Below are 13,543 nucleotides of genomic sequence, written 5' to 3'. Positions count from 1 at the left end.
CAGCTAATGGCAAGTGTTAAATTCAATCAGGTAACGAAATCTTATGGAAAACAAGAAGTAATACAATCTACCTCTTTTGAAATACAGGACAAAGAGTTTGTAGTTTTAGTGGGACCGTCCGGATGCGGAAAATCTACCATGCTTCGAATGATCGCCGGTCTGGAAGAAATTACGACTGGCACTATTGAGATAGGAGATACAGTGGTGAATAAATTACCGCCCAAAGATCGGGATATTGCCATTGTTTTCCAGAATTACGCACTGTATCCTCATATGACTGCATATGAAAATATGGCCTTTGGACTAAAAATTCGGGGAATGAGCAAAAGCGTCATTGAAGAAAAGGTCATGAAGGCTGCTAAAATTTTAGACATTGAGGACTTATTGGACCGCAAACCTAAGGCGATGTCAGGAGGTCAAAGACAAAGAATCGCTATAGGTAGAGCCATCGTTCGTAATCCGAAGGTTTTTCTATTTGATGAACCATTGAGTAATCTGGATGCCAAGTTACGAGGACAGATGAGGTTAGAAATATCGTTATTGCACAAGAAGCTTCAAGCGACAATGGTCTATGTCACGCATGATCAGGTGGAAGCCATGACATTGGGAGATCGGATCATAGTATTGAACAAGGGTGTAATTCAACAGATTGATACGCCGCAAAATCTTTATAATCATCCGACCAATCAGTTTGTTGCGGGATTTATTGGTTCGCCTACGATGAATTTCATGAAGGGTAAGATTTACCAGGAAGATGAAATAGAGGTCTTTATCTCAGAAGACCAAAGTTTTAGGTTGAGCTTAAACACAGTTTACGGCTTGAACCCATATCAAAATGTGATATTGGGCATAAGGCCGGAGCATATCTTTTCAAGTCAAACTTTATTGAAGAATCCACTCCAATTCCAGGCTGAAGTGCGGTGGGTAGAGCTATTAGGACATGAAGGTTTTGCATTTTTCGATTTAGGAGGTCAACAGTTATCAGCAAGGTTGAGAGCGGATGAGCTTAAGGATCCACCATTTTCTAAGAAGCTTTATATAGAAGGTGAACGCTTGCACATCTTTGATGCAGATACTGGGTTGAACTTGATGTAACCGATTTAATTTACTCAAAAAACGCAATACTGCCTCCAACCCAGGTTTTATTTTTATTGTATTTCACGCCAACCATCTTTCCTTTGGTCAGCCTGGCGAGATTGCATACCACATCGAAGCGTTGCGTTTCAGAATTTAAGATGGTCATCATTCTGATCTCACACATCGCCGGATCATCCATGGTTTTGATTGCTGGCTTATATTTTACTTTCTTCTGTATGATATAATTATCTCGATCTTGTATTTCATCAAGAATTTCAGGGGTCAAGTCAAGTAAAACTCCAGAACCGGCAAAGGAAAATAATGGTTTTAACACAAAATCTTCCAGATTCGACGGGTATCGTTCAAGTTGATTCAAGTAATAGGATTCGGGAACGTATTTATTCTTAAGCAGTGGTAGGGTATACTTGCTAATTCTAAAGAACCACGAAGGGTGTCCTATCCATTCAACATCTACATCATCACTGAACCTGAATTGTCGTTCTAAATCAGTCCTTTGATTCAGTTCATCAAATATCACCCTATTGAAAATCTTTAAAATCCTAATCTTTTCTCCTGCTTCATTGATATAAAAAAGCGACCTACCTTCCTTAATCAATTTGGTGATACAAAGCTCTTTAATCCCGATCATCTTTTGGGCACATAAAAAGTCAATCCTGGTGGTTTGTTTCTCGGGTTCAACTTCTAATAAAACCACCTGGTGAGCTGGCGTATCTCCAACTATCTCTTTCTCTAAAATATCCAGGTATTGTGCACGGTCGAGACCTTCAGGAAACACTGAGTATTCGGCAGGAATGTCATAGTACTTCTGATACATTGCCCCAAGTAGATCCTGGTAGAAGTAAAGCGAAGGGAAGCCCTGCAATTCTATCAATTTCGGATGAACCTCGCCGTCTTCGTCTTCACACAGGCCAAAATCCAGTTGAATAAACCGACACGGGTTGTCATATGCAGGCATATTCAAAGAAGGATGATCCAAGATAGCCTTAGTAGCATCTCCAAATTCAGGGCCTGAGATGTACTTTAGGATAACCGCACACGCGTCGAGTAGTTTTGCTTTTAGGTCTCTATTGATAAATACTGGTGTCTCTGCTATTCGAAAAGGTGGTGTGTGATCTACCGTTTCGACGATTTCAGTAATAAACTTTTTATATTTTTCTTCAGTGTAGTTCTTATTAAAGGTCTCCCGATAAGTAGCGATCATATTAAATTCAATTCTTCCTTCCTAGTTTTGAGGGAAGTTAGAGAATTTCTGATAAACTGTGGCAATAAGGTTTCATGAGTCAATTTAATTTTTTCTGGATCTTCCAGTTGGGCCAAGGTTTCCTCGTATTTCTGAAGATTAAAATTTTTGATAATCTTAATCTTATTTTCTTCAGTCAATAGATGATTTTTCATGCCATATGGATCAGCTTCGGGATGAAACTGAGTTCCCACCATTGTGGAAGAAAACCTGACCGCCATGATCGCCCTTTCATATTCCACATTGGTACGAATTTTTTCAAGACTCAAAATCCTGGCTTTCAGTTTCCGGAATCTGGTCATATCTGGTTGAACGACTTGCCAATCTCTGGAGTCTACAGCGTAATATGGATCAGAAAGTCCTTCCAGGAGAACATCCTCACGACCTGCCTTTGTTTTATGTATGGGATATACACCAAATGAAGTTCGCCTTCTTTTGGTCACCTTACTCAACCCAAAATGATAACAAGCCAATTGGAACGAGTAACAAATAAAAAACACATGCTTCCCTTTTCGGCGAGCTTCATCCATTAGTTTGAAATATGGCTTTCTCCACTCACCCTGTTCATGGGGACTTCCGGGGCCTCCACTGCTGATATAGATATCATGGGTCAAATCAGGAAATTCGTTCTTGTGTCGCACATCATAAATCTTCCAACTCGCTTCATCATCAAACTGCTCCACAATCTCTTTAATACAGCGCAGGCCCTGGTTTGGAACATTGTTGTTCATATCCAGAATCGCTATTTTAGGTCTCTTGTCACTCATTATCATACTTTTCATTCAATATCTTCTGTTGAGAAACAGTATAAAACCGGAATAGATTTCAAAGTTTGAAATTATTTGACCTACATCACTTTTCATCAGTTTTCTTTGAACGGGTGGTTTTTGGTTTACGACCAGCTGCCTTCGCTTTTGTATTGTTAGTCTTACTCCTGGTTGCTGGTTTGCTCTTAGCTGTAGCTTTTGCAATCTCTTTCGTAGTGTCACCGGCTTTGGAAGAAACAGATTTCATAATAGATGCCCTTGAAGTCGCTGCCTTTTTTACTGGCGCTTTCCTTACAGCCTTTCTTTTTGAACTGGATTTAGGTGACACCGCTATTTGGTCTTTAATAAAGGTGCCCCAGGTCAAATTCATTTTTCCTTCTTGATGTTGTTCGGCCTTTTCAATGGCAAGTAAAGCTGCATTTTCCACGATCCATTCGAAGTTTTCCTCTCCCACCGAATGAACGTCTGCATCTGGTGCAGGATTACAAAAGTCAATGGCATAGGCTACCCCGTCTCGAACAGCAAATTCTACCGTATTGAAATCATAACCCAGCGCTTGATTCAACTTAATGCAACCTTCTTCCACCTGCTTGAGAATCTTTTGATCTACGGGTGGAGCATCTTTGACATATCTAAGATGATGAGGATTTCGCGGCTCATATTGCATAATGTGAACTTTATGACCTCCAAGTACATAGCATCTGAAATATTCCGTAAACTGGATTTCTTCTTGCAGCAGCATGACCAATTGCCCTGTCTCCGCATGCTTGTCCCATAGATCCTGCGGATTGTTGACTTTGTAAACATTTTTCCAACCACCACCATCATGTGGCTTCATATAGGCCGGCCATCCTACATACTCGAAATTTTCCTCCCAACCATAAGGAAATTTTAAGTTCCTAAATGATTTCTCACCAGTATCGTCCGGTCTTTCATGTGAGGGTAGGATTACCGTTTTCGGCACTGGAACACCGACTTTCTCGGCAAGCGCATTGTTAAAGAACTTCTCATCAGCACTCCACCAAAATGGGTTGTTGATCACACAGGTTCCAGATAAAGCTGCATTTTTAAGGTATGCTCGGTAGAAAGGTACATCCTGTGAAATTCTGTCAATGATGACTGCATATTCTGTGGGAGCCGCTTGCTGTACCATATCGATCGATACACTTTCAGCCTTTATGTCTTTTAAACCTTTAGCATTTACTCTGTCGATGAAAGCTTGAGGAAAAGTATCCTCCTTACCATATAATATTCCTATTTTTTTCATTTGATTTAGTTTATAGTGTCGATAAATAATGTGGAAACATGTCTCTCCATATCGGCCAATCGTGTTTAGCCCACTTTCTTAGATCATACCAGTGCGGAATGTTCTTTCTGTTCAATATTTCTGACATTTCCTGATTCGAAGCCAGGCAAATATCCCATTCACCTACGCCCAGGATAATTTTCATGTTCCAGAGATCGGGATGATTACTATCCGGCAAAAAATCTACGGGATTGTTAAAATAGACATTGTCATCGTAATAGCCATCCATGAATGACTTAATGTTAAATGAGCCACTCATGCTAAACAAGTGACTTACTCTATCTGGATGCCTGAAGGCAAAATTAGCGGCCTGATATCCACCAAAAGAGGGACCCGCAACGGCTACTTTAGAAATTCCATTTTGATGACAAATACTGTTCACAATCTCTTCCATTATAAAGGCATCATACCACATATGGTTCTTCACCCTTTCAGCAGGATGTATGGACTTGTTGTACCAGCTCAAGTCGGTAATGCTGTCAGGGCAATAGATTTGCACCAAGCCTTGCTCTAAATACCATTTAACGGAATCAATCAGATGGAAATCCTTACATTCATAATATCTGCCCAGGGTGGTCGGAAACAGAATGACAGGATATCCTGCATGTCCGAAAACAAGCATTTCAATCTCTTTACTTAAAGTCGGAGAAAACCACTTCTTATATTCTTCTTTCATAAAGCTGCAAAGGTCGTTTAAGTTTTTCACAAATTAACAATTATTGTAATAGTTTTGCTGTGGATGAGGTTAGCGGTTTTAATATTATTTTTGGTCAACGTGAGCACATACGCTCAATCAGAAATCTACTATATCGAGAAGACTTCTAACAATAAGACTTTTCAATTGCACTCTACCTTGAAAGATTTAAGTGTGATCACAAGGACAAATGATCAGGAATCCCTTGTTTTTCGCAATCACAATTGGTCCACAGGTTTCTATATCAAGTGGAATCTAGCAGAGCTATTTGTGGCCATACCACTGAAAGCGATTGATAATAAGGTAGCAGGCTCTCCGAAGGCTTTTGGAACAGGATTTGGCTTAAACTTTTATCCACGAAATTGGCACTTTAATTATAACTTCAAATACATACAAGGTTTTGAAAGCATCAACCAGGTTTGGACGGATAAACTTCAAACATTGGACAGCCACAACTTTTTCCTTTTTAATCGACTTAATTCACATTATATAGACAATCCGAATTTTTCATTGAAAGCTGCTTTGAGGTTTAACGAAAAACAGCTTTTATCAGCGGGCAGCCTGTTGCTGGCGTTTCCAATGAGTTATCACTATGCCAATGTTAGTAGCGCTTCGATGACTGATTTTGCTTCGTTTTCAAGAACCAGTGTTGGAGCGATGGCTGGTTATGGTTATTCTTATGTCTATCAAGGTTGGTCTGTTTCACTTATTCTGAAAGGAGGTTTGGATTTTCGGTATGTTTCGTTTGAATCCAATACGAATTGGGAATTGGTACCTTCCATAAATGTCATTGCCTCTACAGTATACCATTGGGACCGTAATTTTATGGGCATTATCTATAACGATTACCCTGAATATTACGGAAGTGGTGAAGTCAGTTTTAAAGTGGTGAATTGGAAGGCTAGAATTTATATTGGGAAAAGGTTCTAAATAAAAACGGCTTTGAGTAATACCCAAAGCCGCTTGTAAATTTTTTCAAATGAATTATTTCGCTGCCAATTCAGGATTTAGCAGGTCATAAAACTGATTCAATTTAGGTAGAATGATGATTCTTGTTCTTCGATTCATTGATCTACCTTCTGCGGTGGCATTATCAGCAAGCGCATTGTACTCGCCTCTACCCGCTGCAATAAGCTTATTCGGATCAACACCATAGTCAGATTGCAGTGTTCTTACCACTGAAGTAGCTCTCATAACTGACAAATCCCAATTGTCTTTAATGCATGCAGTATTGATAGGATTTGTGTCAGTATAACCTTCAACCATGACTTCGAGGTCTGGCTTGGTTTTGATGATCTGTGCTATTTTTGAAAGAACTTCTCCAGCTCTGTCACTGATCTCTGCACTTCCACTTCTGTATAACATTTTATCCGATAGATTAATAAAGACCACTGTTTTGTCCACCTTTACTTCTACATCCTCATCTGCAATACCTTGAGCCAGAACTGATTTCAAATTAATGGCCAATGCCAGATTTAAAGAGTCAGCTTTATTTTTGGCCATATTCAGAAGTTGAATATATTCATCCTTTTTCTCTAACTGTCTGATTGTTTGGCCAATGTTTTCGTTGGCGGACTTTGAAAGTACAGTAAGATCTCCCAATTGGGTCACTTGTTGATCACGTTGCTTTCTTAAGTCAGCGATCTGTGCATTCAAGGAATTAATCAATTGTTCGTTGCTATTCACTTCAACTTGTAATTGCGCTTTTTCGCTTTGCTCTTCCGAAACTGTTTTCTCGGTCATGGCCAACTTGTCATTACATTCCTGTAATCTATTTTGATAGGCTCTAAGGTCATTACTGGTTTCCTCAAGCTCTGTTTCAAGAGTCATAAATTTCTTTTTAGAAACACATGAGGGCATGATAGATCCGATCAAAAATACCAAAGACAATAATTTCAAATATCTCATTGATTTTGTATTAGTTAAAAATTTATTAGTTAATAATATGTCTAAATTACCTTATTCTTTGACATTGATTTAATCAAAGAAAAACAGTGTAATATCTAAAGTTTAACAAGTGTGATAAACGAATATTTCTAGTTTTTAATTTCAGTTAAGAGTAATAAGTATAGGCACTTATATTAAAAACTCAAACAGATACTAATCATAACCCATATCTAAATTTCATGTTCGATCACTCATACTGTGAAATTAATGATTTTCGATGATATCGAGCGTTTACCAAATACAGGGAAATACGCTTTCGGTTATCATCAGCAGTCTCAGCAAATCCTGCATGCTTATGAAGTGAGCTCAAATTAAAAAAGCTGACCTTATCGGACAGCCTTCAAAATAATTTGCGGTGAGAGGGGGATTCGAACCCCCGGTACCTGTTTCCAAGTACGCCGGTTTAGCAAACCGGTGGTTTCAGCCACTCACCCACCTCACCGTGAAATTAATGGCTTTTCAAAAGCGATGCAAATATATAGTTTTATCCAATAAATCACTTTATTACATCTATTTTTTTAGAAATCTATAGTTTTGCAAATTCAAAGGATATAAATGGAAAATGTAAAGGAATTAGAGGATTTACTGAGCCTCGAACAGATAGAAGTCAATATTTTTAGAGGTCAAAACTTTAGATCACCCTGGAAAAGAGTATTTGGAGGTCAAGTACTTGCACAATCGATTCATGCGGCTTATAGAACAGTGCCGGAAGATCGATTTTTACACTCGATGCACGCCTATTTTATCTTAGCAGGTGATATTGATATGCCGATCGTTTATGAAGTAGACGTAGTCAGAGATGGTGGAAGTTTTACAACCAGAAGGGTAGTGGCCATCCAGAAAGGCAGACCCATTTTTATCATGGCAGCTTCCTTTCAGTTAGAGCAAGATGGTGTCAATCATCAGATCGAAATGCCGGAGGTAAAAGGTCCGGAAAACTTAATTTCAGACCACGAAATCATAGAATCAATCAAAGATGAATTTCCTAAAATTTATGCGGCATATAATCATGATCGGCCAATTGAGTTTAGGCCAGTTGAAAACTTTGGTCCACTGCTACAGCAAAATGGAGAGCCCTATCAGCATATATGGTTTAGAGCGAAAGGTGAAGTTTCAGGGGGCTTGTCCCGCCACCATGAAGTCTTGGCATATGCAAGTGACTACAACTTGCTGACCACAGCTACACTGCCTCATAGGGTGAAATTGAATACCAATAAAAGTTTTTTAGCCAGCCTGGATCACGGGATGTGGATTCATCGAAAATTTGATATTTCGAAGTGGCATCTCTACGCATTGGACAGTCCAAGCGCTTCGAATTCCAGAGGATTTACAAGAGGCAATATTTTCAATACAGAAGGGAAATTGGTGGCATCTGTAGTGCAGGAAGGGTTGATCAGAATTATAAATTAATTTTTTTTTAACACATATTGGTAGAATGTCTAATGTGTAAAGATATGACTTGTAAATGAGTGTAACACATTTTATTTTTTTTATATATACATGACTGTCGCTTAGAACACTTAAACATTTGAAAAAAGGAAAATTGTCTTATTTTTGAGTGTTTAATAATTTGTTATAACCAACTCAATCTCATGAATAGAAAGTTTACACTGAAGGCTTTTAGCCTAAGTTTATTGACCGCTTTTCTGACTATTTTTTCATTTTCAAGTTCGAATGCTCAATGTGAGCTGATCTGTATAGGCCAATTGAATGCCTCTATTGATACGGCGGGTTGTGCTGCAGTGATTACTGTAGATATGGCATTGAATGCGATAGATGATCCTACTACCTGTCCAGATTTGGCCATTGAAATCGTAGGGCAAAATGATGCTAGTATTAGAGTCGTGGGCACTTATGAATATAAGGTAGTCAATACCGCCAATGGTAATGCATGTTGGGGTGAAGTGATTGTGGAAGATAAAACTGCACCGATTCTGGAATGTCCAAGGGATATCACCATTTCGTGTGCTGATGATGATGACCCTGCTAATGTGGCCAGAATCTTAAAGGTTCAGGATGCAGCACCTGGAAATGGTAGTGAGTTTGCTGTGTTGTCCTTGCCGTATAATGGACCCGAGAATGCAGCAGCATGGTGTGTAGGTGTTGTAGAATGTTCAAAATATAATTTAGAATTTGTTGATCGCTTTGTAAATGGCGAATGTGATGGAGATACCATTTATAGGACTTTTAGAGCAACAGATGAATTTGGAAATATTACCAGATGTACACAACGAATTTATTTGGAGCCGCAGGATTTAGAAGATATTTCGTTACCCGCCGATTATGATTGTGTGGATGGTCAAACTGGCATATTCCGATATGATGTGGATCGCGAACTAGGTGAAAGTGGAAGGGTTACTGGTTACATTGAAACAGATGGTACTATAGGTTCTCTACTTGCAAACAATATTGTTGCTTTTGATTTGACTTTGAAGGCTGGAAACGAAGTAACTACATTAATAGGTCCTGATTTCTTTACAACTGGTGTACTTATTGAAGGAGATGATTTCATTGCTGATGAGACTAATCTTTATTTTAATTATAGAGAGAATTCTGGAAGTTATGTAGACTTCGATGGTATTGATGGTTATTATACAAATGAAAATGATCTGAACGTGCTATTTGCAGCCATGTCTGAAACAGTTATTGTCGGTAATGAGCAAGTTACTGTTGAAAGAAGTGGAATGGCCATCATTGGAAATTGTGGATATGAAACTTGCGATGATAGAATTGAACCTTATGGCAATGTTGAAAGATTAGCGCCACTTAATTGTGATGGCGCAGGAACAGATTGGGCAGTTTTACCAAATGGCAATCCTGCTCCTGACGACAAAATTACTCCCGAAGGAGATATTATTCCGGGTACCGGAAGAGTAGGCGGCATTAACTGTGGGACGATCCAAGCGGGTTATACGGATATTGTGGTACCCATTTGTGAGGAGCCTGGCATGGAGTGTGCGCAGAACTCACCTAGTTTTAAAGTGGTCAGACAGTGGAAGATATTAGACTGGTGTACCGGAGCGATTATAGAACACAATCAGATCATTAAGGTGATGGATAAAGAACCACCGGTGATCGAAGAGTTACCTGATGTAACGATAACGACGACTTTATGGGATTGTAGTGCTTCTTTAGAATTACCAGTGGGTGAATCGAGTGACAACTGTTCAGAAGACATTAGAGTAGCATATAGCTCCACTGCTGGAAGTATTGTAGACGGTGTATTGTATTTGGAAGACAATGCGAAGACTATGATTGGAGGAGATACGGTTCAGGTGATGGTAGATTACTACGATTGCTGTGGCAATACGACGAGTGACACATTTGCAGTAGTGGTTCAGGATTTGATACCACCGGTTGTGGTTGCAGATTTACATACGACGGTAGCCTTATCCAGATTTGAAGAAGATGGTTTGGCGAAGATTTATGCGGAGACATTTGATGATGGAAGTTTTGACAATTGTGGTCCCTTGAGCTATGGAGTCAGAAGAATGGATGGAGTTTGTAGCGGATTTAGAGGAGAGGATAAAGATGGAGAGTTTTTTGAGTTCATACATTTTTGTTGTAAGGACATAGGCGAACCGGTGATGGTAGAATTCAGAGTATGTGATGATGCGGATATGGATGGCTTAGCCGGCGGAATATTAGGAAGAATAGGACCTACGGAAGCCGAAGATGTTGACTTTGAAAATGACCCTGATGATAATTGTAATTATGCGATGATTGAAGTGGAGGTACAAGACAAGTTGCCACCAGCATGTTCAGCACCTTCTGACATTACGATCGACTGTATAGATTTTGCAGCATTGGGAGATATAGATAGGATCCGGGAGGGAGATTATGATGATATATTTGGGGAAGCAGCAGGAGCAGCGATATGTGATGTAGATATTGAGCAGGAGTTGACCAGCACGGAAGATTGTGGATTGGGAGAGATAGTCAGAACAATAAAAGTAACGAACGAAAACAATGGTATATCTGCTACTTGTTTTCAGGTTATCACAGTAGTGGTAGCGGATTCATCAGAGAACTTCTTGGTATGTAGTGACATCAATTTCCCACCAAATAGTGTGGAAAGACAAACATTTGATGCTGCAGGATATGACAATGTATGGTGTGAGACCAATCCATTTAACATTGGAGATCCAGCCGATGATGGAGAGGACTTACCAGCCATAGATGTAATGGACTGTGAAGGCGTTAATATAACAGCACCGATCATTGACATTGATAATTTATGTTCAGAGGTAGGGATCAACTTGACACTGGATACCTTTGATTTTGGAGGAAGTGCATGTAAGAAGATCTTGGCCCACTGGGAGGTGATTGATCAGTGTTTATTTGATGAGAATTTCTTCATAGACGGCGAGGTGGATCCATACAGACCTGAAAACGGATACTTTGAGTTGTATGTAGAATATGACTTGTTTGATACAGAAGGACCGGTGATTGAATGTGGAGATGGTTTTAATGCGGAGTGTGATGGAAGTCTGGCAGGCCAACTGTCAGCCAGTGCGACGGATAATTGTACAGAACCGGAGTTTTTCGGATGGAACTGGAGATTGGATGTAGGAGCGGATGGCACAGTTGAGTTCGAAGGAGAAGGCAATACGATCGAACCAGAAGACATTGGAATGGAAAGTTTCCCAGAAGGTCAGCACATCGTCACATGGATCGTTAGTGATGGCTGTGGAAACTTAAGCAGCATGGATTGTCCATTAGGCTTTGAGGTAGTGGATTCTAAAGAACCTACACCATACTGCTATGATGGACTAGCAACAGCATTGATGGAAATGGGCGGAGTGACTTTATGGGCAGCGGATTTTGATGCAGGGTCATTTGACAATTGTGGTGAAGTATTCGTAACCATCGTACCGGAGAGTGATGTGGAAGGTTTAAGTGATGCAGAAGCATATGCAGCATCATTGAACTTGGTAAGAAACATAGAGACCGGAAAAGATGAGTATGGCTGGACATTTGGATGTGAATACATTCCGAATGGCGTATCTAATATCATAGATGTCAGACTATATGCAACGGATGAAGCCGGGAACTTTGATTACTGTACAGCTAGTTTGAGGTTACAGGATAATTTAGGGGCATGTGAAGATGATGAGGATGGATCGGCGACCTTGGGTGGAAACATAGCGACCAGAGATGATCAGATGGTCAGCGAGGTAGAAGTAGAAGCGATGGCGTCGAATCCTGAATTTCCGAAGTATACTTCTACGGATGCAGAAGGTAACTACGCATTTTATAATAACAAGCTTGGCCTGGACTATGAGATTACGCCAGGTAAGACAGGAGACTATAGAAATGGCGTGACAACCCTTGACCTGGTATTGGTTCAAAAGCACATATTGGGACTAGAGGAGTTGAGCAGCATGTACCAGTTAATAGCTGCGGATGTGAACAATGACAGGCAGATCAAGGCCAGTGATTTACTGCAATTGAGAAAGTTGATCTTGGGAGTCTATCCAGAAGATAAACTACCGAGCAATGATTCATGGAGGTTTATGAGTAAGCAGGATGATCCGGAAGACAAGACTCAGCCATGGCCATTTGAAGAAGTGGCGAACATCCAGAATCTAAGTTCAGATATGATGAGTGCAGATTTTGTAGCGATCAAAGTGGGAGATGTGAACGGAACGGTAAGTGTAAGTGAAAAGGGTACGGCGCAGGTAAGAAATGCCAGAGCGATCAATTTAGAAATAGTAGAGCAGCGTTATGCACCTGGTGAGGAAGTTAAGGTAGCTTTCACCTCTGCTGACTTTAAGGAGGTATATGGATACCAGTTCACTCTGGCCTTTGGAAAGGACCTTGATTTTGTGGGATTTGAATCAGGAAGTTTAGAATTGAGCGAGGCTAATTTTGGTTGGAACAGATTGTCAGAAGGGTTGATCAGTACTTCATATGATAATGTAAAGGGAGTGAGTACGATGGCAGAGGAAGTGCTGTTTACGATGATCTTCAAGGCCAAGGAAGTGGGAACAACTGCTTCATCGATCCAGATCAATTCCAGAGTGACTAAAGCAGAATCCTACATAGGCAACGGATTAGAGATTACTGATATTCAATTGAGAACGAATACAGATCAGAAGGAAGCAGGCTTTGTGTTGTATCAGAATGAGCCGAATCCATTTAAGCAATTGACGAATATCAGTTTCAATTTACCGGAAGCGGGCAATGCAAGTTTGAGAGTCTATGATGTGACAGGAAAGACATTGTATTCTCAGAGCGGCACCTATGCTAAAGGATTGAACACGATACAGGTGAAGAACCTGGGATCAACAGGAGTGATGTACTACCAGATCGAATCTGGCGAATACACAGCTACTAAAAAGATGATTGTGATTGAGTGATTAGATATATAAAAATTCAAAAGCCCTGTTCATTAATTTGAACAGGGCTTTTTTATATTTATTTTTTACTCATATATAAATAGTCATTACATATATTGTTCTCATTACTAAAGTTATTGCTTTTAATTT

General features: G+C 39.8%; 9 protein-coding genes and 1 tRNA gene. 4 read left to right on the top strand and 6 right to left on the bottom strand.

The annotated features are described in order from the left end of the window. Window positions 1-6: 6 nt before the first annotated feature. Window positions 7-1,095: an ABC transporter ATP-binding protein gene (locus tag L2567_RS03770; RefSeq protein WP_235296362.1), complete on the top strand. Its 1,089-nt coding sequence runs from the start codon at window positions 7-9 to the stop codon at window positions 1,093-1,095. Between the two features lie 10 nt (window positions 1,096-1,105). On the opposite strand, the gene L2567_RS03765 is transcribed toward L2567_RS03770, so the two are convergent. The 4 genes from L2567_RS03765 to L2567_RS03750 all read right to left on the bottom strand — a co-directional run bounded on the left by L2567_RS03765 (window position 1,106) and on the right by L2567_RS03750 (window position 5,087). Further along, window positions 1,106-2,299 (bottom strand): hypothetical protein, encoded by a 1,194-nt coding sequence (locus L2567_RS03765; protein ID WP_235296361.1) that lies wholly within the window; start codon window positions 2,297-2,299, stop codon window positions 1,106-1,108. Further along, on the bottom strand, window positions 2,296-3,105 hold the full coding sequence (locus L2567_RS03760) for a type 1 glutamine amidotransferase (protein ID WP_235296360.1): 810 nt from the start codon (window positions 3,103-3,105) through the stop codon (window positions 2,296-2,298). The genes L2567_RS03765 and L2567_RS03760 overlap by 4 nt, the downstream gene beginning before the upstream one ends. Window positions 3,106-3,190: 85 nt before the next feature. Beyond that, complete coding sequence (locus tag L2567_RS03755) at window positions 3,191-4,372, bottom strand: ATP-grasp domain-containing protein (RefSeq protein WP_235296359.1); 1,182 nt, start codon at window positions 4,370-4,372, stop codon at window positions 3,191-3,193. A gap of 10 nt (window positions 4,373-4,382) precedes the next feature. Then, window positions 4,383-5,087 (bottom strand): esterase family protein, encoded by a 705-nt coding sequence (locus tag L2567_RS03750; protein ID WP_406626650.1) that lies wholly within the window; start codon window positions 5,085-5,087, stop codon window positions 4,383-4,385. Between the two features lie 99 nt (window positions 5,088-5,186). On the opposite strand from L2567_RS03750, the gene L2567_RS03745 reads away from it, so the two are divergent. Beyond that, window positions 5,187-6,035: a DUF4421 family protein gene (locus L2567_RS03745; protein WP_235296357.1), complete on the top strand. Its 849-nt coding sequence runs from the start codon at window positions 5,187-5,189 to the stop codon at window positions 6,033-6,035. Between the two features lie 54 nt (window positions 6,036-6,089). On the opposite strand, the gene L2567_RS03740 is transcribed toward L2567_RS03745, so the two are convergent. Both L2567_RS03740 and L2567_RS03735 read right to left on the bottom strand, forming a co-directional pair. After that, window positions 6,090-7,013 carry an OmpA family protein gene (locus tag L2567_RS03740; RefSeq protein WP_235296356.1) on the bottom strand — a complete coding sequence of 308 codons (924 nt, stop codon included), beginning with the start codon at window positions 7,011-7,013 and terminating at the stop codon, window positions 6,090-6,092. A gap of 392 nt (window positions 7,014-7,405) precedes the next feature. Continuing rightward, window positions 7,406-7,494 (bottom strand) — tRNA-Ser (locus L2567_RS03735). 113 nt (window positions 7,495-7,607) lie between these two features. Between L2567_RS03735 and L2567_RS03730 the strand changes: the two genes are divergently transcribed. Both L2567_RS03730 and L2567_RS03725 read left to right on the top strand, forming a co-directional pair. After that, window positions 7,608-8,462 carry an acyl-CoA thioesterase gene (locus L2567_RS03730; RefSeq protein ID WP_235296355.1) on the top strand — a complete coding sequence of 285 codons (855 nt, stop codon included), beginning with the start codon at window positions 7,608-7,610 and terminating at the stop codon, window positions 8,460-8,462. 182 nt (window positions 8,463-8,644) lie between these two features. Beyond that, complete coding sequence (locus L2567_RS03725) at window positions 8,645-13,414, top strand: T9SS type A sorting domain-containing protein (protein WP_235296354.1); 4,770 nt, start codon at window positions 8,645-8,647, stop codon at window positions 13,412-13,414. Window positions 13,415-13,543 lie beyond the last annotated feature (129 nt).

It is taken from the genome of Portibacter marinus (genome assembly GCF_021533195.1).
Lineage (GTDB): Bacteria > Bacteroidota > Bacteroidia > Chitinophagales > Saprospiraceae > Portibacter > Portibacter marinus.
Note: the sequence above shows the minus strand (reverse complement) of the source record. Positions and strands in the feature narration are given on the sequence as shown.